17 protein-coding genes are annotated in these 22,226 nt (G+C 40.9%); 8 read left to right on the plus strand and 9 right to left on the minus strand.

The features are described 5' to 3' along the window. Positions 1-30 precede the first annotated feature (30 nt). Positions 31-339 (plus strand): hypothetical protein, encoded by a 309-nt coding sequence (locus HJP15_RS11435; protein ID WP_170173822.1) that lies wholly within the window; start codon positions 31-33, stop codon positions 337-339. Between the two features lie 54 nt (positions 340-393). Here HJP15_RS11435 and HJP15_RS11440 read toward each other — a convergent pair whose 3' ends face one another. Genes HJP15_RS11440 through HJP15_RS11450 form a run of 3 tightly spaced genes read right to left on the minus strand, consistent with a single transcriptional unit; the run spans position 394 to position 2,610 of the window. Then, the gene (locus HJP15_RS11440) at positions 394-738 is read right to left on the minus strand and encodes a low molecular weight protein tyrosine phosphatase family protein (RefSeq protein ID WP_197279067.1); all 345 of its coding nucleotides are present in this window, start codon (positions 736-738) and stop codon (positions 394-396) included. Next, positions 725-1,423, minus strand: a complete 699-nt coding sequence (prfH, locus tag HJP15_RS11445) for a peptide chain release factor H (protein WP_170173823.1) — start codon at positions 1,421-1,423, stop codon at positions 725-727. The genes HJP15_RS11440 and prfH overlap by 14 nt, the downstream gene beginning before the upstream one ends. Further along, on the minus strand, positions 1,420-2,610 hold the full coding sequence (locus HJP15_RS11450) for an RNA ligase RtcB family protein (protein ID WP_170173824.1): 1,191 nt from the start codon (positions 2,608-2,610) through the stop codon (positions 1,420-1,422). Before HJP15_RS11450 ends, prfH begins: the two co-directional genes overlap by 4 nt. A gap of 496 nt (positions 2,611-3,106) precedes the next feature. On the opposite strand from HJP15_RS11450, the gene HJP15_RS11455 reads away from it, so the two are divergent. Genes HJP15_RS11455 through HJP15_RS11480 form a run of 6 tightly spaced genes read left to right on the plus strand, consistent with a single transcriptional unit; the run spans position 3,107 to position 11,528 of the window. Next, entirely contained in the window at positions 3,107-3,307 is a 201-nt protein-coding gene (locus tag HJP15_RS11455) for a helix-turn-helix domain-containing protein (RefSeq protein ID WP_170173825.1), read from the plus strand. Further along, the gene (locus HJP15_RS11460) at positions 3,300-6,362 is read left to right on the plus strand and encodes a type I restriction endonuclease subunit R (RefSeq protein ID WP_170173826.1); all 3,063 of its coding nucleotides are present in this window, start codon (positions 3,300-3,302) and stop codon (positions 6,360-6,362) included. Before HJP15_RS11455 ends, HJP15_RS11460 begins: the two co-directional genes overlap by 8 nt. After that, positions 6,355-7,455, plus strand: coding sequence for a PDDEXK nuclease domain-containing protein (locus HJP15_RS11465; RefSeq protein ID WP_170173827.1), 1,101 nt, complete (start codon positions 6,355-6,357; stop codon positions 7,453-7,455). Before HJP15_RS11460 ends, HJP15_RS11465 begins: the two co-directional genes overlap by 8 nt. After that, positions 7,448-8,728: a restriction endonuclease subunit S gene (locus tag HJP15_RS11470; RefSeq protein ID WP_170173828.1), complete on the plus strand. Its 1,281-nt coding sequence runs from the start codon at positions 7,448-7,450 to the stop codon at positions 8,726-8,728. The genes HJP15_RS11465 and HJP15_RS11470 overlap by 8 nt, the downstream gene beginning before the upstream one ends. Continuing rightward, positions 8,725-9,858 (plus strand): AAA family ATPase, encoded by a 1,134-nt coding sequence (locus tag HJP15_RS11475; protein ID WP_170173829.1) that lies wholly within the window; start codon positions 8,725-8,727, stop codon positions 9,856-9,858. Before HJP15_RS11470 ends, HJP15_RS11475 begins: the two co-directional genes overlap by 4 nt. A 20-nt stretch (positions 9,859-9,878) precedes the next feature. Beyond that, positions 9,879-11,528, plus strand: coding sequence for a type I restriction-modification system subunit M (locus HJP15_RS11480; RefSeq protein WP_170173830.1), 1,650 nt, complete (start codon positions 9,879-9,881; stop codon positions 11,526-11,528). 85 nt (positions 11,529-11,613) lie between these two features. Here the strand turns inward: HJP15_RS11480 and HJP15_RS11485 are convergent, their stop codons facing one another. Beyond that, positions 11,614-12,798, minus strand: a complete 1,185-nt coding sequence (locus HJP15_RS11485) for a BaiN/RdsA family NAD(P)/FAD-dependent oxidoreductase (protein WP_170173831.1) — start codon at positions 12,796-12,798, stop codon at positions 11,614-11,616. Between the two features lie 313 nt (positions 12,799-13,111). Between HJP15_RS11485 and HJP15_RS11490 the strand changes: the two genes are divergently transcribed. Then, the gene (locus HJP15_RS11490; RefSeq protein ID WP_170173832.1) at positions 13,112-15,262 is read left to right on the plus strand and encodes a S8 family peptidase; all 2,151 of its coding nucleotides are present in this window, start codon (positions 13,112-13,114) and stop codon (positions 15,260-15,262) included. A gap of 105 nt (positions 15,263-15,367) precedes the next feature. Here the strand turns inward: HJP15_RS11490 and HJP15_RS11495 are convergent, their stop codons facing one another. From HJP15_RS11495 to prlC, 5 genes are all read right to left on the minus strand, one after another. Beyond that, positions 15,368-15,841 carry a peroxiredoxin gene (locus HJP15_RS11495; RefSeq protein ID WP_170173833.1) on the minus strand — a complete coding sequence of 158 codons (474 nt, stop codon included), beginning with the start codon at positions 15,839-15,841 and terminating at the stop codon, positions 15,368-15,370. Between the two features lie 72 nt (positions 15,842-15,913). Then, positions 15,914-17,839, minus strand: a complete 1,926-nt coding sequence (locus HJP15_RS11500; RefSeq protein WP_054204823.1) for a methyl-accepting chemotaxis protein — start codon at positions 17,837-17,839, stop codon at positions 15,914-15,916. A 118-nt stretch (positions 17,840-17,957) separates the two neighbouring features. Then, positions 17,958-18,713 carry a class I SAM-dependent methyltransferase gene (locus tag HJP15_RS11505; protein WP_054204824.1) on the minus strand — a complete coding sequence of 252 codons (756 nt, stop codon included), beginning with the start codon at positions 18,711-18,713 and terminating at the stop codon, positions 17,958-17,960. Between the two features lie 57 nt (positions 18,714-18,770). Continuing rightward, positions 18,771-19,952 carry a response regulator gene (locus HJP15_RS11510; protein ID WP_054204825.1) on the minus strand — a complete coding sequence of 394 codons (1,182 nt, stop codon included), beginning with the start codon at positions 19,950-19,952 and terminating at the stop codon, positions 18,771-18,773. 120 nt (positions 19,953-20,072) lie between these two features. Beyond that, positions 20,073-22,124: an oligopeptidase A gene (gene prlC, locus HJP15_RS11515; protein WP_054204826.1), complete on the minus strand. Its 2,052-nt coding sequence runs from the start codon at positions 22,122-22,124 to the stop codon at positions 20,073-20,075. Positions 22,125-22,226 lie beyond the last annotated feature (102 nt).

The following is a 22,226-nucleotide window of genomic DNA, read 5'->3' on the forward strand; positions in this document are numbered from 1 at the left end:
AAGCTCTCTTTAGCACCTAGCTAAATTAAAATGAATTTATCCTTTATTCAGTATTGGCAATATTACTTTCGGTATGAGTCAAAGGGTCGTGAAGTGCCAGTTATTGCACAGCGGTATTTGACAATTCAAGTACCACTTGTTCCGCTGCTTAAATCCGCAGCCAGCGATCGATCTTCAATCGTGAGGCGCGTAGCTGCTGAAGTGTTAATTAGAGAATTAGATAGTTTAGGCGATGAATCAATACAACTTGCTGAACAACTATCATTGGATCACGCTTCTCCCGTTGCTGAACGCGGTAAATTTGCACTCCGGAAAATTGCAGGCTCCACATTATTCTAAAATAAAAAGCGCCCTTGTAATTTAGGGTCGCTTTCGTATATCTATCAATATTCTTTAAGTGAGACCTAAATAGCTGCCCACTGATTGCTTCATAATTTCGACTAATGCGTTATCCATGTATTGGTATTCGTCAGGAATATCTAATACATGAATATCTTTGTAATCTAACAGTCGAGTAAACTGTGCCTTTAAGCGGCTTTTATGTTTTTCTTGCATGACGAAAATCACATCAGCCCATTGAATAGTTTTAGCATTTACCGTTCTATTAGCATTAGGGCTTGTACCCGCAGACTTAACAGCTAACGCGGGATGATTTTTCCATACTTGCTCGCCCGTTGGGCTTCGCCATTGGTTACGGCTACAAATAAATAGCACTTTTATGACTTTATGTTCCTTCATTAAATAAGTCCCCCTTATTAACTGAGCGCTCTTGGCTTAAAATAAACTTTTTACCGTTAAATATTTTTACTGGGTTACCGCGCTCTACCTCCCAGTGTTGTTGCCAACGTGCTTTTTCTTGTTGCGTCATTGTGTCCAATTTTGTTGCTTCGAGCTTTTGAAACAATAAGGCTCTTGCCAAGCGCTTATTGGCATGTTGACTTCGTTCACTCTCAACGCGCACTGAAATACCTGTTTCTGTATGCGTGGCTCGAACTGCTGAGTCGGTGGTATTAACATGCTGACCACCAGCACCCGACGCGCGGCAGGTTTGAAAAGTCACACTGTTATCAAGCTTACTTTCATCAATAACGTACACTTGGCCGCTAAAAAACCAGTTTTTACGTTTATGCTTAGGCCGATACTCACTTTGGCATACCCACAACATAGCGCCTTGCCATAACTGAGCCAATTGCTTAACTTGGCTTTCCTTTTCTGAATAAGCTGTTGTTGAATCGAGTTGCCCTGAACCAACTTGTAATAGTACCGATTTAAAACAGTCCTGTTCTTTAGTCGCAACGGTTTCAACAATATCGAGCTTGATGCCCTTTTCTCGACATTGTTTTTCAATCGTTTTCAGCGCCAAACCAACAGCTTTGCAACACTCGACAGGGCCTTGCCCAGCAGATAGTTGTAGTAATATCATGATGAACAATCTCCATTTGTTTTAAAGGTTAGTATCGGGCGTAACTTAGCCACAATTTCAATTAACCCTGCATCAACCATGTCACTTATAACCGTTTCGCACTTTTTATATGCTTGGGGTGCTTCGTCGTATAGCAGCTCTTTATTACCACACACTACGCGGCTACCTAACGCTGTTCGGTATAAGTCTTCACGCTTATATTTATGACCTAATCTGCCATGACATTCACCACGCTGCCACTTTCGCCCGGCGCCATGCGCTAATGAAAATAAACTGATGTTGATGTTTTCAAGCATGGCTGAGTTATCATCGTTTAGCTCTGCTAATATGGGTTTTACAAGGTAACTATAATCCCCCCGAGAGCCCGGAATAACCACATAGCCTTTATCACTTGGTGTTGCGCCTTTTCTATGTAACCAACCATCACGGCCATCAATGTTTTTAGGCGAGACTAAATTGTGGTTAATGTCCAAGCTACACTCACCATTGGCGCGTATTGCTTCTAAAAACCGCATTGCTATCAACTCACGATTCAGCTCTGCAAAGCGCACGGCTTCATCATGTTTATTCATGTAATCGTTGAAACCTAGATCGCTTTCACATAGCCCATCGTGATTATATTTTGCAATATGATCCACCAATATTGATTGCCCCAGCCCTCTAGAGCCCGAATGAACAAGAAGCTGAAGATGTTTTTTATTCAACCCCAACTCATCTAAAGCGGCTTGATTATAAATTTCATCAATCGCCTGAAATTCAGCAAAGTGATTACCGCCACCAATGGTGCCTAAAGTACGATCATGACCATTAACAGTTATGTTTTTTGCCGCTTTTCGGCTTTGAATAATCGCAAGCCAACTGTCATCAAGTGGCAACTCAACATGTTCAAATTTTTTGGCGAGTTTATCTAAATTTACTTTTGCTACTTTTGCTGACGTTTGCCACAGTGACATGCCACAGCCTATATCGTTACCAACCAGCGCAGGGTAAATTTTGTTTGTTGTAAAAAATGCAGCCCCGATAGGATAACCTCTCCCGGGGTGTAAATCAGGCATGCCCGCAACGCGTTGCATACCATTTAGCTCTGATGTTTTGATCAGTTGCTGTATTGCCAGCCCTTCAATCCACGTATTTTTAGACGCAATAAGGCTCACATGTTCAGAAATTTTTTGGACGGATTTGCCCATAATACCAATTCCTTTTTCTTTATTAGAAAAATAGGATTAAAACGAAATTCGAATTGGCAGGTCTGGATCTATTTTGAAATCAAACGAAAGGAACGCGTTTAAACGCAATGTTTACCTAAATGTACTTAATATATAAATACGTAGCTAAGTAACCGGTTTCTTATCGGATAAGACCTGCAAAGGATGTTGATGTAAATGTCATAGTATTTTCTCCCTTACAGTTAGTTGATGAACCCAACACTTAGGATAAGTGCTGAATAATTGAACGAGCGCATAGTAATCAGTTTTTAAGTGTAAAGCAAACATAAATTTATTTTATGTTTGCGTTTGGCTAAACAATCTTATAGAACTCGAAAACTAACATTTAAAGCCCAATAAAAATCAGTGTTTAGCTATTTTTGATAATAAATACACATAAACAGAGTTGTTAAATACTTTCTTGTTATTTCCGTAATTTTCTCATACCCTACACATATTCACCTTCAGAGATTTCGCCATGGCCGATGAAATATTAACCATTCAAGATGTTGCTATTTACCTAAAATTAAACGAAAAAACTGCTTATCGCTTGGTAAATGAAGGTAAGCTTCCAGGCTTTAAAGTTGGCGGCAGCTGGCGTTTTAAAGAATCTGATTTAAATACATGGATAGAAAACCAAAAATCACTTCAGCGAAAAATCGGATCACATAATGATTAAAGAACAACAAATTGAAGACGCACTCATTTTAAAGCTTCAAGATCTGAAATACACTTACCGAGCCGACATTCGCAGTCAGGGTGCCATTGAGCAAAATTTTCGTGAAAAATTCGAAGCCCTAAATCGTGTTAATTTAACCGATAAAGAATTCAAGCGTTTACTACAAGAAATAATCACCAATGATGTGTTTAGTGCCGCTAAAACCTTGCGAGAGCGCGGTTATTTCCAACGTGAAGATGGCACGCCTCTGCACTACACCTTAGTGAACATAAAAGACTGGTGTAAAAACGAATTTGAAGTAATCAATCAGCTACGCATTAACCACGATGACAGCCATCATCGCTACGACGTGATCTTGCTGATCAACGGCGTGCCTGTGGTGCAAATAGAGCTAAAAAATCATCAAATTGTAACCCGCCGTGCTATGGAGCAAATCGTTAACTATAAAAACGATGCAGGTAACGGCTATGGCAATACCCTAATGTGCTTTATGCAGCTATTTATTGTCAGCAATGAAAATCAAACCTATTATTTTGCTAACAACCGTAACGAACACTTTAGCTTTAATGCCGATGAGCGCTTTTTGCCGATTTATCAATTAGCCAATGATAACAACAGAAAAATTGCCCATCTACACGACTTTTCTGACTATTTTTTAGCTAAATGCACGTTAGGACAAATGATCAGCCGCTACATGGTATTAGTGCAATCAGAGCAAAAACTGCTGATGATGCGCCCATATCAAATTTATGCCGTGCAAGCCATTATCGACTGCATTCACGAAAACCGTGGCAATGGTTATATTTGGCACACCACAGGCTCAGGTAAAACTTTAACTTCTTTTAAAGCTTCTACGCTGCTTAAAGACAACCCAGATGTAGATAAATGCCTGTTTGTGGTTGACCGTAAAGACTTAGACCGCCAAACTCGTGAAGAATTTAACAAATTTCAAGACGGCTGCGTAGAAGAAAACACCAATACTGAAACCCTAGTACGACGCATGTTGTCAGAAGATTATGCCGACAAAGTCATCGTCACTACTATTCAAAAGCTCGGCTTAGCGCTGGATGAAAACAGCAAACGCAATCAAAGCAAAATCAAAGATGGCCAACAAACTTTTAAAGAACGCCTAGAACCACTGCGCGATAAGCGTGTGGTGTTTATTTTTGACGAATGTCATCGCTCACAATTTGGCGAAAATCACAAAGCCATTAAAAACTTTTTTCCAAATTCACAGTTATTTGGTTTTACAGGCACGCCCATTTTTGACGACAACTCAAATTACACTCAAATCGACGGCACGGTAGGCTCATTTAAAACCACCAAAGATATTTTCGAAAACGAACTACACGCGTACACCATCACCAACGCCATTGATGATAAAAACGTACTGAGTTTTCACATTGATTTTTTTGGCAAAAACAGTATAAGTCCAGACAATACCGGTAAAGTAGACACGGTAACACCACCGCCAGAAGCCGTCGTAAAAGAAATTTTAGTCAAGCATAACGCAGCAACTAACAACCGGTTATTTAATGCCGTGCTCGCCACAGCCAAAATTAACGATGCCATTGAATACGTTGAGCAATTCAAAATTCAACAAGCGCAAAAACAAGCCGAAGACGAAAATTTTATTCCACTTAATATTGCCTGTGTATTTTCGCCACCTGCACAGCCACCCAAAAATACCGATGACAGCCAAGCGCACAATGCCGACAAAAATGTTAAAGACATAAAACAGCTGCAAGAAGACCTGCCGCAAGAAAAGCTCGATAATCAACAAGAGCCTGAACAAAAAAAAGCCGCGCTGATTGCCATTATCAACAGCTACAACCAGCAATTTGGCACCAACCACAGCATTAATGAATTTGATCTTTACTACCAAGATGTACAGCAGCGTATTAAAGACCAAAAATACAACAATGCCGACTACCCCCATAAAAATAAAATCGACATCGTCATTGTGGTCGATATGCTGCTCACAGGGTTTGACTCCAAATACCTCAACACCCTGTATGTTGACAAAAACCTTAAATATCATGGTTTAATTCAAGCATTTTCACGTACCAACCGCGTATTAAACGACAGTAAACCTTGGGGCAATATTCTTGATTTTCGCGGCCAAGAAAAACAAGTAAACCAAGCCATAGAGCTGTTCTCTGGTGCTGCAAAAGATCGCGCTAAAGAAATTTGGCTAGTCGAGCCCGCGCCAGTCGTGGTTGAAAAATACCAACAAGCCATCACTAAACTGCAAACCTTTATGCAAAGCAAAGGGCTTGATTGCACACCATCAGAAGTGGCGAACCTCAATGGCGACACCGCCAAAGCCGAATTTATTAACCACTTTAAAGAAGTGCAAAAGCTCAAAACCCAAATAGATCAATACACCGAACTCGACCAAGCACAACAGCAAAGCATTGAAGCCGCCATGCCCGTCGACAACCTCAGAAGCTTTAAAGGGGTTTACCTTGAAACGGCCAAAGGCTTAAAGCTTAAGCAAGACAAAAACAACGGCGAACTCGACGAAGCCATAGAGCAGCTCGAATTTGAATTTGTTTTGTTTGCCTCAGCCTTAATTGATTACGACTACATCATGGGCTTAATTGCGCAATCGACCCAAGCAACAGGGCAAGGTACTAGCAAACACAAAATGACTCGCCAAGAGTTGATTGATTTGATCAGCGCACAAGCTAATTTAATGGACGACCGCGACGACATTATTGCCTACATCGAAAACCTGCCAACGGGTGTAGCATTGAATGTAGAGCAAATTAAAATTGGCTTCCAAAAGTTTAAGGCCGCTAAAGCCGCTAACGAATTAAATCAACTGGCCATAAACCACGACCTCACGCCGCAAAGTTTACAAGACTTTGTTGATAGCATAATGCAGCACATGATTTTTGATGGCGAACAACTCAGCGATTTACTTGCCCCGCTTGATTTAGGCTGGAAAGCCCGCACCCAAAAAGAGCTCGCGCTAATGGAAGACTTAATTCCTTATTTACATAAACTTGCCCAAGGGCGTGAAATATCAGGGCTTGCAGCGTATGAATAAGCCAACTAACCAGCCTACAAATAAGCAAAATAAACAGCCGCAAGAGCTAGTTGATACACAAATTTTCGCTCATGTGCTGGCGCATATTCAACAAACCCGCCAGCAGGTATTTGCCCAAGTAAATACCGCATTAATTGAGCTGTATTGGTCTGTAGGGCAAACCATTAGCGAAAAAGTCGCATCGCAAAGTTGGGGCAAAGGCGTGGTAAAGCAACTCGCCGCCTACATTGCCCAACAAGACCCTGACATAAAAGGCTTTAGCGATAAAAACCTCTGGCGCATGAAGCAGTTTTACGAAACCTATCAACACGATACAACACTCGCACCACTGGTGAGAGCATTACCGTGGACACACAACACCATTATATTTTCGCGCTGTAAAAGCAGAGCTGAGCGCGAATATTATTTAATCCTAGTGCAAAATGAAAAGCTCAGCAGCCGCGAGCTAGAGCGCCAAATAAACGCCGCCCATTTTGAGCGCAGCCTAAGCGAGCAACCAAAACTCTCAGCAGTGCTGAGACAATCACACCCCAGCGCCAATACTATATTTAAAGACAACTACACCTTAGAGTTTTTAGGCCTGCCCAGCAGCCACAGCGAAAGCGACCTGCAACAGGCCATTATAAAAAACCTAAAAACCTTTATTTTAGAACTCGGTAAAGACTTTATTTTTATTGGCGAAGAATACCGCTTGCAAGTAGGCAACCAAGATTTTTATATAGACTTACTGTTTTTTCACCGTGGCCTTGCCGCACTGGTCGCCTTTGAGCTAAAAATTGGTAAATTTAGCCCGCAGCATTTAGGCCAGCTCGACTTTTACCTCGAAGCACTCGATCGCGACGTGAAAAAGCCCCACGAAAACCCCAGCATTGGCGTATTACTGTGCCGCGATAAAGACGATGAAGTGGTCGAATACGCGCTATCGCGTAACTTATCCCCCACCTTAGTTGCGCAATACCAATGTCAACTGCCCGACAAACAGCTGCTGCAAGCCAAGCTGCATCAGCTATTACAAGACCTGCCAGCGCAAGACGAATTAGCGAGTCAGCACATGGCTGAACCCGTGCCAAGGCAAGGAGAAGACAATGAATAAATCAGCTGAAAAAGACCTAGTGCCTGAGTTGAGATTTCCTGACTTTAAGGGGAGGTGGAGAAAAACTCAACTGAATAAACTTGGAGAGCTTGTATCTGGTTTAACTTATAGTCCTAGTGATGTTAGAGACTCAGGTCTTTTAGTTTTAAGGTCTTCAAATGTTCAAAATGGAGTAATTACCCTTGAAGATAACGTGTACGTTACTCCGAATGTAAAGGGATCTAACTTATCCAAAGCTAATGATATTTTAATATGTGTGAGGAATGGCTCAAAGGCACTAATAGGTAAAAACGCATTAATTCCAGAAGGAATGCCTGTATGTACCCATGGTGCATTCATGACAGTATTTAGATCTCCTTTCGCTAAATTTGTATTTCAACTGTTTCAAACTAATGCCTATCAAAAACAAGTGGATGCTGACTTAGGAGCAACAATTAATTCAATTAATGGTCGCCACTTTATTAAGTATGAATTTTACGTACCAAAACAGCCTGAACAACAAAAAATTGCCGATTGCCTTTCATCCCTCGATGAGCTGCTGATCGCGCACAACCAAAAACTGGACGCTTTAAAAGCCCATAAAAAAGGCCTAATGCAACAACTCTTCCCCGCCGAAGGTGAAACAGTTCCGAAACTCAGATTTCCTGAGTTTAGAGGTGATGGTGATTGGTGTTTTGATGACCTAGGTAGTAAAGCTAAAAAAGTGGGAAGTGGTATCACACCCAGAGGTGGGGATAAGAACTATAAATCAGCCGGAGTGCCATTTGTCCGGAGTCAAAATATTGGATGGGGCAGTTTGCTCCTTGACAATATTGCTTACATTGAGGAAGAGGTGCATCAATCTTTTTCAGGTACAGAAATTAAAGAAAGTGACGTACTTCTGAATATTACAGGTGCATCAATAGGCCGAACTGCTATTGCGGATCAGCGCGTCACCGGTGGTAACGTAAATCAGCATGTCTGTATTATCAGAACAAAACTCAAAGAACTTCACCCAGTTTATCTCAGCCAATTTATTCTATCTCCAAATGGACAGTTACAAATTGATAGCTTTCAGGCAGGAGGGAATAGGGAAGGGCTTAATTTTGCTCAGATTCGCTCGTTTTCAATCCCGATCCCGCCAAACGTTGAAGAGCAGAAAAAAATTGCCGACGGCTTATCATCTATTGATGAATTAATCACTGCGCAAAGCCAAAAAATCGACGCACTTAAAACACACAAACAAGGCTTAATGCAGCAACTGTTTCCTGTGGTTAATGAGGTCAGTGTATGAGCAATAAACCCAAAATCAATAAATATAAATCACTGCGTAATGCTGTTACTCGTCTTCGCGATGATCTTCGTGATTCTGATAATGGCGGGAGTGATTTTGTTTTACTTTATGCCTACAACGGCACAGGTAAAACCCGCCTTTCTATGGAATTTAAAGACGTTGGCAAACGTAAAAAAGGCATAGCTAGAGACACTCTTTACTTTAATGCTTTTACTGAAGATTTGTTCATTTGGGATAATGACTTAATAGGTGACTCAGATAGAGCATTAATGTTTAATGAAAATTCAGAATTTTTTAAAGGATTAGACAACCTAGCATTAGAGGTAAGAATTGAGAAATACCTTTCACGTTATACGACATTCTCTTTTGATATTAACTATCAAAAATGGAAAATCACATTCAAAAAAGAAGTTGCAAACCCTAAATTTAGAGTCGGTTCGGATGAACCTGAAAAGATAGTTCAAGATAATATTAAAATTTCTCGTGGCGAAGAAAATATATTTATTTGGTGCTTTTTTCTTTCTATTTGCGAAGTAACACTGGATGGGGCAGAAACTTATAATTGGGTTAAATTTTTCTACATTGATGACCCTGTTTCATCATTAGATGACAATAACACCATAAAAGTCGCAACCGATTTGGCTAAATTGTTAAGAAGAGCAAAAGGTGAAGATGAGAAATATACAATCAAAACGGTTATTTCTTCACATCACGGTCTCTTTTTTAATATTATGTGCAATGAATTAAAAAAGACCAAACACAAAACCTATCTTCTTAACAAGGCTGACAATAGCTATACCCTGCAAGCTACTGATGATACTCCTTTTTATCATCACATTGCGACTTTAAGCGAGTTAAATAAAGCTGCTGAAACAGGCGATTTATTTACCTATCACTTTAATGCTTTAAGAACCATATTTGAAAAAACATCGAATTTTTTTGGAAATGGCGACATCTCATATTGTTTAGATACTGAGGACGAAGCGCTGCATGCGCGCGCCCTCAATATTTTCAGTCATAGAGACGCCTATTCTATTTGGCAACCAAGCCCCATGCTCGATGATAATAAGCGGCTCTTTGAAACAATATTAAAGAATTATTTAGAACGATTTGAAATCGAACTTCCATAACTTATAAGAATTTAGATATTATGACCCAAGAACAACTTAAAGATTTAGGCAAAACCCTGTGGGATATAGCCGACAGCTTACGCGGTGCGATGAACGCCGATGACTTTCGTGACTATATGTTGTCGTTTTTATTTTTACGCTATTTATCAGATAACTACGAAACAGCGGCACAAAAAGAGCTTGGCCGTGATTACCCGAGCCTGACAGCGGACGATAAAACCGCCCCACTGAGCCTGTGGTATACAGACAATAGTGAAGATATCTGCGAATTTGAAAAACAAATGCGCCGTAAACTGCATTATGTGATTGAACCGCGCCATTTGTGGACCAGCATTGCCGAACTGGCACGTACTCAAAACAGCGAATTATTGCAAACCTTAGAGGCGGGCTTTAAATATATTGAAGAGCAAAGCTTTGACAGTAACTTTAAAGGCTTGTTCTCTGAGATTAACTTAAACTCTGAAAAATTAGGCAAAACCCCTGCCGAGCGTAATAAAAAGCTCTGTAGTATTATTCAAAAAATATCTGAAGGCATTGCTGGGTTTTCTACCGACAGCGATATTTTGGGCGATGCGTACGAATATTTAATTGGTGAATTTGCCGCAGGCTCAGGGAAAAAAGCCGGTGAGTTTTATACCCCACAGCCTATTTCAACGATTTTGTCAGAAATTGTCACCCTCGACAGCCAAGAACCAAAAACTGGCAAAAAGAAAAAGCTCAACAAGGTATTAGACTTTGCCTGTGGCTCTGGCTCGTTATTGCTCAATGTACGTAAGCATATTGTTGATGCAGGCGGCAGCGTCGGTAAAATTTACGGCCAAGAAAAAAACATCACTACCTTTAACCTTGCCCGAATGAACATGTTACTGCACGGGGTAAAAGACACCGAGTTTGACATTCACCACGGCGATACCTTATTAAACGACTGGGACATGCTCAGTGAGATGAACCCGGCGAAAAAACTCAAATGCGATGCCGTAGTAGCCAACCCGCCCTTTAGTTACCGCTGGGATCCGAGTGAAGCGCAGGGCGAAGATTTTCGCTTTAAAAGCCACGGCCTTGCGCCAAAATCCGCTGCTGACTTTGCCTTTTTACTGCACGGCTTTCACTTTTTAAGCGATGAAGGCACCATGGCAATTATTCTGCCCCACGGTGTGCTGTTTAGAGGCGGCGCAGAGCAGCGTATTCGCACTAAACTGCTCAACGATGGCCACATAGATACGGTAATTGGCTTACCTGCGAACTTGTTTTTTTCAACGGGTATTCCGGTGTGTATTATTGTGCTGAAAAAATGCAAAAAGTACGATGATGTATTGTTTATTAATGCCAGTGAGCATTATGAAAAGGGCAAGCGCCAGAACACTTTACGTGAAGGCAAAGGCGATGAGCCTAACGACATTAAAAAAATCGTTGAAACCTATCAATACCGCAGTGAAGAAGAGCGTTATTCACGACGCGTGTCGATGGCTGAGATTGAGAAAAACGACTTTAACCTAAATATTTCTCGTTACGTGAGCACCGCCAAAGCAGAAGCTAAAATCGATTTGCAAAAAATACACAAGGATTTAATTGGCTTTGAATCAGATATTCAAGCTGCACTCAAAAAACATAACCTTTTTTTACAAGAGCTAAAGTTACCTGCATTACCGGGTGAGGAGCAACCTAAGTAACAAAGCCCCATAAACGAAGGTGCTCTTTTTTAATTAAAAAAGAGCACCACCTATGTAACCCTCTATTTAAATTGAATTAATTCACCTAACAATACTGCCCTGCTGCGAAGCCGCAGCTCCATGCGTATTGGAAGTTATAACCGCCTAGCCAACCTGTTACGTCGGTGACTTCGCCTATAAAATACAGGCCTTGGGCTTTTTTAGCTTCGAAGGTTTTTGAGCTGAGTTCGTCGGTGTCTACGCCGCCTAGGGTCACTTCGGCGGTGCGGTAGCCTTCGGTGCCGTTGGGTTTAATTTGCCAGTTATGAATGTAATTAGCTAGCTCGTCAATTTGGCTGTGGGTGAGCTGGTTTACGTTACAATCTGGGATCGCTTTACTCTCATGTAATATTTCAATAAAGCGCTTTGGTAAAATAGTCGCGAGGCTGTTTTTTAATGATTTTTGTGCTTGGGTTTCTCGCCATGTTGCTAATTGCTCTTTTAAATCAAGCTCTGGTAATAAGTTAATTGTGACCGCCTGCCCTGCACGCCAAAACGAGCTAATTTGTAAAATAGCAGGGCCTGATAAACCACGGTGAGTAAACAGGATATTTTCTTTAAAGCGAGTGCCGTCTTCACTACTCACAACACAAGGAATACTGATACCTGAGAGCCCTTCAAAGCGATCTTTGTCATGTTGATGCAACGTAAATGGCACTAACGCTGCCATGGTTGGTAAAATATTTAAGCCAAATTGCTCAGCAATTTTATACCCTACTGGCGTTGCACCTAGCTTTGGCATGGTTAAGCCACCAGCGGCGACCACTAGCGATTCACACGTATATGATTGTTGCTCGGTGATCACGAGATAGCCGCTATCCGTTTTTTCTACGTTCAGCACTTCGTTACGCAACGCAACATTAACACCCGCCCACTCGCACTCGGTCAATAAAATATTAACAATGTCTTGGGCGCTGTTATCACAAAATAACTGGCCTAGGGTTTTATGGTGATACGCTAAACCGTGACGGTCTACCAGCTCAATAAAGTCATTCTGGGTATAACGACTTAAACACGATTTTACAAAATGCGGGTTACCACATAGGTAGTTTTCTGGGCTGGCGTTTTCGTTAGTAAAGTTACAACGCCCGCCACCACTAATGAGAATTTTACGACCGGGCTTTTTACCCATATCAAGTACTGTAACACTGCGGCCACGGTAACCTGCTTGTGCTGCACACATCAATCCTGCGGCACCGGCGCCTATTACAATTACATCTACTTGGGTCATTTGTTAATCTCATTAAAAAATTTGGCTAATTATAACAAGTTTCACACCTCAGCGGAGAACTTTGATTGTTTTTATAACAGCAACAAATGTAACTGATACAATATTATAAAAATAAAAAACCAGCACTTTATAATTAAATACTAGGCCAAAAATCAATTAGATAAGTAAACTTGGCCATTTAAACATCTCCATATAACCAAAGTAGAGACATACATAACAAAACGTTATTTTAACCTTTTTAACATATAATTTACCTTTGTACCACTTCGCGACATCTCATTGCGAAGAAACCAATAACAATCTAGGGATAATTATGACAACAAGTACAACATTTAAAAAATGCGCTGTAGCCCTCACTTTGGGTACACTTTTCGCTGCATCATCAAGCATGGCTAATCCAAGTCAGGTAATCATGCCATCAATGGCTGACACAGCAGCTAAGCTTCAAGGGCAAAGTGCACTTGGTACTCGCTTTATCATTAAATATAAAAATAACAGTAATGATATGGCTACTTTCTCGGTTGCTGACGCAAGCCCACAAATGATGAACCAAAAAGCGCAAGGTTTTGTGAGTGCATTTACAAGCAAGAAAGCTAAAGTTAAGGCGCAATATGTTCGCCCAATGGCATTAAGTAATCATCACGTTATGCGTGTAGACAAAAACCTTAACGCTGATGAAACACAAGAATTCATGCAAGAGATGATTGCATCTGGCAATGTTGAATACATCGAAATTGACCAAATGTTACAGCCGTTTGCTACGCCTAACGATCCGCGTTACAACGATCAATGGCATTATTATGAGCAAGCGGGTGGTCTTAACTTACCAACAGCATGGGATACTGCAACAGGTAGCGGTGTAGTCGTTGCTGTACTTGATACTGGTTATCGTCCACATGTTGATTTAAATGCCAATATTTTACCTGGCTATGACATGATCTCAGATACGTTTGTAGCTAACGATGGTGGCGCACGTGATAGCGATGCACGCGATCCGGGTGATGCAACTAATACTGGTGAATGTGGCACAAATCAATTGGGCCAACCAGTTCCAGCATCTAACCAAAACTCTAGCTGGCATGGAACTCATGTTGCGGGTACTGTTGCCGCTGTAACTAATAATGGCGAAGGTGTTGCTGGTGTTGCGTATGATTCTAAAGTTGTGCCTGTACGTGTACTTGGTAAGTGTGGTGGTTTAACGTCTGATATCGCCGACGGTATTATTTGGGCATCAGGTGGTTCTGTATCCGGCGTACCGAGTAACGCAAACCCAGCTGATGTAATTAATATGAGTTTAGGCGGCGAGGGTTCTTGTAGTTCAACAACTCAGTCTGCAATCAATCAAGCTCGTGGCAATGGTACTGTAATTGTTATTGCAGCAGGTAATGATAACGATAACTCTGCAAACTATAACCCTGGTAACTGTAGTGGTGTTGTTAATGTGGCATCGGTTGGCCGTAATGGTGGCCGTGCTTACTATTCAAACTATGGTGCTAACATTGATGTTGCAGCACCGGGTGGCGCGCAAAGCTTTGCTAATGATTCTGAAGGTGTGCTTTCAACGCATAACTCAGGTGCATCTAGCCCAACGGGTGACAGCTATCATTACTCACAAGGTACATCAATGGCGGCACCTCACGTTGCCGGTGTTGCTGCACTTATCAAACAAGCTAAACCAAATGCAACGCCTGATGAAATTGAAAGCATCTTAAAATCAACAACACGTTCATTTGCTGCAACATGTAATAACTGTGGTACAGGTATTGTTGATGCCGCTGCGGCCGTTGCTGCTGCGTCAGGTGGTACTACACCACCACCAGGTGGTAATGAACTTGCTGATGGCCAAGCAAAAACGGGGTTAAGCGGCGCTGCAAATAGCGAAACTTTTTACACAATGACTGTACCAAGTGGTGCTACAAACGTGACCTTTACAATGAGCGGTGGTTCAGGTGATGCTGATATGTATGTGCGTGCAGGCAGCAAACCAACGTCATCAACTTACGATTGTCGCCCATACAAAGGGGGCAACAGTGAAGAGTGCTCTATCGATAACCCTACCGCTGGGACTTATCATGTAATGCTACGCGGTTACTCTGCTTACTCTGCTGTTAGTTTAGTGGGTAATCTAACCACTTCAGGCGGTGGCACGGGTGCACCACAAGCTGGCGGCGGCACTGTTGCTGACATTTCAGCAAGTGCAGGTCAATGGAAACATTATACGCTAGATGTACCAGCAGGTATGGCAAGCTTTACAGTGACTATGTCTGGTGGTTCTGGTGATGCGGATTTATTTGTTAAAGCTGGTAGCCGACCAACAACGTCTAGCTATGATTGTCGTCCGTACAAAAATGGTAACGCTGAAACATGTACCTTTACTAATCCACAAGCTGGAACATGGCATTTAAGTGCTAATGCGTATAGTACATTTTCAGGTGTTACTATCGACGCTCAGTACAAGCCATGAAGTATAGCGTGAGTAAAAATCACGCTTACTAACTTAGCCAGTTCCCCTGGTAATTTTTAGCCGAACGAGAGTTCGGCTTTTTTAGTTTAGCTTTATTCTTCAAGTTTAAAGTTCAGCAAGTACCGCTTCAGCTCTACTTACTACAAACTCTTTACCTTGCTCAACAAATAGACCTGTCACTTTTTGGTCATCAACAATCATTGCGTAACGCGTTGATCTAACACCACCAAAACCGGCTGTATCTTTATCTAAACCAAGTGCTTTTGTAAAGCTGGCATCGCCATCAGCTAGCATTTCAATTTCTTGTGCGTTATGCGCTTCGCCCCATGCTTTCATTACAAATGCATCGTTCACTGATACGCAGTAAATAGCATCCACGCCGTTGGCTTTGATTTTATCAGCAAGCGTAATAAACTCTGGTAAATGTGAATTTGAACACGTGGGTGTAAACGCGCCAGGCACTGCAAATAACACTACTTTTTTACCCGCAAACAACGTTTCGTTGGTCAGCGTTTGCATGCCGTCTTCGGTTAATTGTGTAAGGCTAACCGCTGGTAATGTTTGGTTTTGAGAAATCATGGTATTTCCTTTTAAATTGACTCTGGATTCATTGCGACTAAAAGTATCACAAAAGCAAAATCAACCCTACCATCATAACCCCAAGCTACCACGGATTGTTTGCATCTGTTGTTGCAAGCGTTGGTGAATGTCGCTCACTAAGTTGCTTGATTCACTCACTTGCCCTTTCATGCTTTGCATTGATTGACTAAAATTATCTAATAGTGAGTTTTGCTGCTTTGCTAATTCCATTGCATCAAATGCCACTTTATTTGCATCTTGTGCGCTGCTTGCCACTCCTTCTGAGTTGCGTTTAAGATCTTGAGCATTACTTGTTTGCAATTGGGCATCATCTGCCAGCGCCGAAATTTGAGTTGAGACCATGGTGGAATTTTCACTTAATAGGTTCAACTGATTATTTATATCACTCAATGAGCCTTGTGTTTGCCGTGCTAACTTACGCACTTCGTCAGCCACAACCGCAAATCCCCGGCCATGTTCCCCTGCTCGTGCAGATTCAATGGCAGCATTAAGTGCAAGTAAATTAGTTTGATCAGCAATGTTCCGAATAACCTCTATAATTTGGCCTACATCTTGTACGCCACTTAATAGCTCTTGTAGGCTATGTAAACCTTGCCCTACACGTTCTTGTGTATGCGAGCTTGCACTTAGCATATTTTCTGCAAACCCTAAGCTTTTATCCATTGCTGAGAAAGTATGCTTGGCGTTATCTGCAACTTGACCATTAATTGCATTTACCTGCTCACCTATTTGTTGAATATCAGCCAGTAAACTTTGATTTTGCTCCACTTGATGATGACTAGCATCTGTTTGCTGACTAATCGTGTGTAAATGCACACTCATTTCTTGCATAAAATCGTTAACAACCTTGAGCATTTGTGCCCGCTCTTGCGCTTCAATACGTTGCTGTTCAATTAGTTGGTTAAAATAATTAGCGATTTCACCGACTTCGGTTTTTGGATTTTTACTTTCAATATTTTTTAATTCATTGCTTTCAATCAAAAATGCAAACCCATCTCGTAATTGGCGTAACGGCGTTAATACTTGGTTACGCTGCACAACGTATACACCCACTGCAAGTATCACTAACATGCCTATCGCAACACAAAACACCACTAATACTTGTTGCTTTAAAATACCTTGCTCGGCTTTAAGTTGTTGCTCTGCATTTATGACTGTGCCAGACAATGTACTGATTTGCTTACGTAAAGCATGTATACCAACTTGACGCTGCTGAGCCTGCTCTATGGTATTAGCTAAATCACGCGGATAACGATTAGGCCAACTACTTAACTCTGCTTTTATCTCATCAGCTAAATCTTCAGCTTCTTCATCTATAAATAAACTGTCTTCATCAACGTCACTCATCACACCTAAATTTTCAAGGCTTTCAATTTGCTGTGCTAAGTGGTTTAAGTTGTTTACGCTTTGCTGTAAGTTTTTTTGGGTGTCTTGATCAAAATTAAGGATCAATTGATAAGTAAAAAGCGACAAGGTTGTGACTTCGCTGTAATAATCACTGGCGAGTTGGTAATAAGTGTGTGTATTCGTATTTTGCTGTGCAGACTTGTTAGCATAACTAATTAGTGAAGATGCTGATCCAGCCATTTGCCTCAAGGCATTATCCAGCAATGCGGTTTCATTACCTGAAAGTTTACCAAGAGCGCGGTATTTGCCTTTTATATCTGTATCAAGTTGGCTCAGTTGTGAGTTTAACTGCTGCTTTAAAATCGTGGGTAAAATGGTGAGTTGAGTGTTTTTTAACTCTGTAATTAAATCAGATGCTTGCCCCAAATATTGGCTATCACCTTGGTCTAAATAATCTTCTAACGAGCTTTCAAGATCAATTAATATACTATTTTTTAGCTGGTTATATGATTGATCTTGGTGCTCTAATTTAACTAAGGTTTGACTTGCCCAATACAAAGTACCGCCTAAAAGTAAACTGGCGAGCGCCAACAAAATAGCTAATAAACGAGTAAATGATGACACGCGCATGAGTTGATTCCTCTGAATGACTGCGCGCTTACACTATTAACTATTTATGACAGTTTAATGAAAAACCACTAAAACACATAAATTAATGGGGACAAAAACATTTAATAAGAAAAAAGGCTTACACCATTGCCGCTTTTACATAAACATCAAAGCGGTTTTTTTTCGTTTTAATTTGCATGCTGGGGGTTTTGTTGTTCAAAAATGGCGCGTAATCGGGACGCTTAACTACAACGCGCTTACTGGCAAGAGGATATGCAAATTCAAGTAAGTCATCAGCATCGTTGTCTGCTCCTACTAAGTCTTGAAATACCCGCATTTCTTTTTTTACTAATGCAGACTTTTCACGATGCGGAAACATAGGGTCAAGGTAAACCACGTCGGGCATACTTTCACATTGGGCCAATAATGTATGACTTGAACCAAACACTAAGCTCATGTTTTCTTTCATCCATGGGCCTATTTCAATGTCGTTATAAGCACGCTCTAAGCCATCATAAAGTAATGCGGCAACAACTGGATGGCGTTCATGTAAAATCACTTTACAGCCTAAAGATGCTAAAACAAAACCATCGCGGCCAAGCCCTGCAGTTGCATCAAGTACAACTGGTGTGGCGCCTTTATTTAACCCTACCGCTTTAGCAATTGATTGACCTTTACCACCCCCAAACTTGCGCCTATGGGCAACCGCTCCGGTCACAAAGTCAACGCTTATCGCGCCAAGCTTTGGCTCATCTGTTTTACGAAGTGTTAAACCATCTTCACCATAATGAAGTGAAAAACCAGACGTTTCTGCAGCCCATTTTTCAAGCCCAAAGCGCTGCTCAATACCTGTAAGATAATGACGTAATTCTTTAAAAGGACACTGTATAACCAAAATAAACTCCGACCGTAAATAGCTCGCGAAGTATATCAACTGCAAAGCGCTATAGCACTAAAATAGCTCAATATCAGTTTGTGACGTAATATTATCTGTAAACTCTGGTGTGGCTATTTTACTTAAGCTATCAATTAATTCAGTACGTGAGTCAATAATGTGATTAAGCTGATATTTTACAAATCCTAAATCATCATTGAGTGATGCAAACAATAACTGTGTTTTTTCTAACTGTTCAACATTAAGGGCTAACGCTTGATTATTGGCTAGCTCCGGATATTGCTGCATGGTTTTACGAATTTCTGACAATTGCTCTGTCATTTGATCCACAGCCTGCTCTCGGGTATCACTGTTTGCAAACATTAACTCTGATAGCTCTGAAAAGGCATTGCCTACGTTATGCGCTTGCGAAAGTGCTTTTTCGTTTACTTCCATATCTTGAATTTTAGCGTTAGTAACCTCTAAAAGGTGCGGGAATAAATCCTTATAGCGGCCATAAAGTGCAACATCACTCAAAGGCATATTTTTAATTAAAATAGATACTTTAGGGAAATTAATAATTGTACAACTGCTAAAATCAACAAATCGGTTAGCATAACGATGCTTTTCTAGCAGCTCTTGCTCTAATGGGCAAACACAGCCATCTGTAGTACAAAAAACGCCTATTTCCTGATACCAAAAAGCAACAATAACCTCAAGATCTAGGGGTTTAAAAAATTCGAAAAAATACTCAGATAAAGTTTGTATATCATGGGCATGATAACTTTGCCCAACATAGCGCATTATTCGCCCCATATCGCCTGAATCTGTCATCGCTATTTCAGCAGTGATCTCCGCTTTTTTAATATCATCTTTTAGCTTATTTGAATGCTGACGATACTCATAAAGCACTTGTATTCGGGCCATTAATTCTTGTGCGTTAAAAGGCTTGACGATGTAATCTGCAGCGCCGGCGTTATACCCTTTAACACGCTCGGGCAATTCACTTTTTCCTGATAAAAACATCACGGGCGTGTCTTTGGTTTGGTCACTATTTTTTAATTCAGTACAGACTTGATAACCTGATTTACCAGGCATTTCAACATCGAGTAAAATAATATCTGGGTTGTATTTTAATGCTAACCTTAATCCTTCCTCGCCATTTTTTGCATGAATTAATTTACAAAACCCTGCTAATGATTCTTCAATGACATGGTGAACGTATTTATCATCGTCAATCGCTAATACCAGTTTTGTCATGCTCCATTCCCTTTTAATGAGTTACTTAAAAAAGCATAGTACGGAGGGATTATTTTGCGACAATTTATTACTCTAAATAGTAAAAAAGCGCCATAAGGCGCTTTTTTACTTAAAAACTGACTATGCAGTAATGCCGCTATGGCGCAATAATGCGTCTATATTTGGCTCACGGCCTCGGAAGTTTTTAAATAATTCCATTGGTTCTTCGCTGCCGCCTTTTTCTAAAATATGCTGCATAAAGGCTTTACCTGTTTCAGCGTTAAAAATTCCCTCTTCTTCAAACTTAGAAAAAGCATCAGCTGACAATACTTCGGCCCATTTATATGAGTAATAACCTGCGCTATAACCACCTGCAAATATGTGACTAAAGCCATGCTGAAAACGATTAAACGCGGGTGGTTTAACAACTGCAGTATGATCTCGCACTTTATCTAAAGATGCTTGAATTTGGCATTCACCTCCTGCTTGATAATCATTGTGGATTCTAAAATCAAACAGTGAAAGCTCTATCTGACGCAGCATTTGCATGCCTGAGTTATAGTTTTTAGCCGCAAGCAGCTTATCAAGTAACTCTTTTGGTAATGGCTCACCTGTTTCAAAATGGCCTGAAATAAAATTAAGTGCTTGTTCTTCAAAACACCAATTTTCTAAAAACTGACTTGGTAGCTCAACGGCATCCCATGCAACACCATTAATTCCTGCCACAGGCGCGGCATCAATTTGGGTTAGCATGTGGTGAATACCGTGACCAAATTCATGGAACAAGGTTGTTACTTCGTCATGCGTAAACAGTGCAGGCTTATCACCCACTGCTTTATTAAAGTTACACACTAAGTAGGCAACCGGTGTTTGTAGCTCGCCATTGGCACGGATTTTACGGCCCATGCAATCGTCCATCCAAGCGCCACCACGTTTATGATCACGCGCGTATAAATCTAAGTAAAAACGGCCACGTAACGTATTGCTACTGTCGTAAACTTCAAAAAAGCGTACATCTTTGTGATAAGTATCAATGTCATTCAGCTCTTTTACAGTAATACCAAATAAACGGTTTACTGTTTCAAATAAGCCACCTAGCACTTTATCTGCTGGGAAATAAGGGCGCAGTACTTCGTCTGAAATTGCGTATTTTTCTTGTTTTAGTTTTTCACCATAATAAGCGTAATCCCATGCCGATAACTGCTCTATAGCGTGTTTTTCTTTTGCGAATGTTTGTAGCTCAGCCAACTCTTGTTTTGCTTGTGGCTTAGATTTAACCGCTAAGTCTTCTAAAAATGAGAATACTTGCTCTGGTGTTTCAGCCATTTTTGTTGCCAGTGATTTTTCAGCATAACTTGCAAAACCTAACAACTGCGATATTTCATGACGTAGCGCTAGCTCTTCACTCATAATCGCTGAGTTATCAAACTCCTCAGCATTCGGACCTTGGTCAGATGCGCGCGTTACAAATGCCGTATACGCTTCTTCACGAAGCTCACGATTATCGGCGTACATCATAATAGGTAGGTAAGATGGGAAATCTAAAGTAAACACCCAACCGTCTAATTCTTTATTTTTTGCAGTTTCTGCTGCCAACGCTAATGCTGACTCTGGTAAACCAGCTAATTCGCTTTCATCTGTTATGTGCTTTTGCCAAGCAAGTGTGGCGTCCATAACGTTATTGCCAAATTTTGCTGCTAATTCAGATAAACGCGCACTGATTTCGCCGTAACGCTTTTGCTGCTCTGGCGCTAATGCAATACCTGATAACTCAAAGTCGCGCAGTGCATTAGTGATCGATTTTTGTTGAGCTGTCGTTAAGCTTTTAAATTCATCGCTATTGTGCAATGCATTATATGCCTCATAGAGGCCTTGATGCTGGCCCACAAAGGTTGAATACTCTGAAATAATCGGTAAACATTGCTCATACGCTTCGCGAAGTGCATCGCTGTTTAATACTGAATTTAGGTGTGATACCGGTGAAAAAACACGTGACAGTTTGTCATCAACTTCTTCTAGTGGCAGTACCAAGTCATTCCATGTAAATGATTTATTAGCTAACACGTCGTCTATTTTTGTACGGCATTGTTCTATTGCGTGTTTTAGCGCTGGGACAACATGCTCAGGTTTAATTTTTGAAAATGGCGGTAAGCCTTCAAGGCCTACGAGTGGGTTATTTGTTAAATCGGTCATGTTAGCTCTCAAATCATTGCGAATATCATTTTGAAGTTGGGGCGAACTGATGAAATACAAGGGGCTTTTAACAGGTCTTCCTTGTGCTATCATCACGTTAAT

Origin of the sequence: Pseudoalteromonas sp. NEC-BIFX-2020_002 (genome assembly GCF_013002825.1) — a bacterium.
GTDB lineage: Bacteria > Pseudomonadota > Gammaproteobacteria > Enterobacterales > Alteromonadaceae > Pseudoalteromonas > Pseudoalteromonas neustonica.